Raw genomic sequence first — 515 nt, forward strand, 5'->3', positions numbered from 1 at the left:
AGCTTCTTTTCGAGCTGTCGATACAACCTGATTTTGCGTTGAAATTAAGAATCCAAATCACCTAACCAAGCAAGGTAAGAGCGAGGTTTGGCGCCTGTTTAGCTTGGGCTAAAATAGTGGTACTGACTTGTTGCAAGATCTGCTGCTTCACCATTTGCGTGGTTTCTTTGGCGTAATCAGTATCTTGAATACGACTGTTCGATGCCGCTAAATTTTCGTGGATGTTATCTAGATTATTGATCGCATGATTGAAGCGATTTTGATATGCACCTAACTCGGCACGTTGGCTATCGACAAATTTCATCGCCGTGTCTAGTACAGCGACAGCTTGCTGCGCCCCACCAACGGTTGTGATGTTCAAGTTATTGACCGCATCATAACCTTTCAACGAAATCCCAAGCTCACTCGCAAGATCTCCTGAGAATGAAATCGTTCCGGCGGTTTCTTCTCCTGCCATAAAGATCTGTAACTGGCCTTTTTCATTAACAGAAGCCGTCACTTTGTCGGTTTGACCA

General features: G+C 44.5%; 1 protein-coding gene. It reads right to left on the bottom strand.

The features are described from left to right. Nucleotides 1–61: 61 nt before the first annotated feature. The coding region (locus tag R7Q09_RS28440) for a flagellin (protein WP_318144244.1) at nt 62–515 on the bottom strand (454 nt) is incomplete at its 5' end.

Source organism: Vibrio sp. 2130-1, assembly GCF_033339515.1.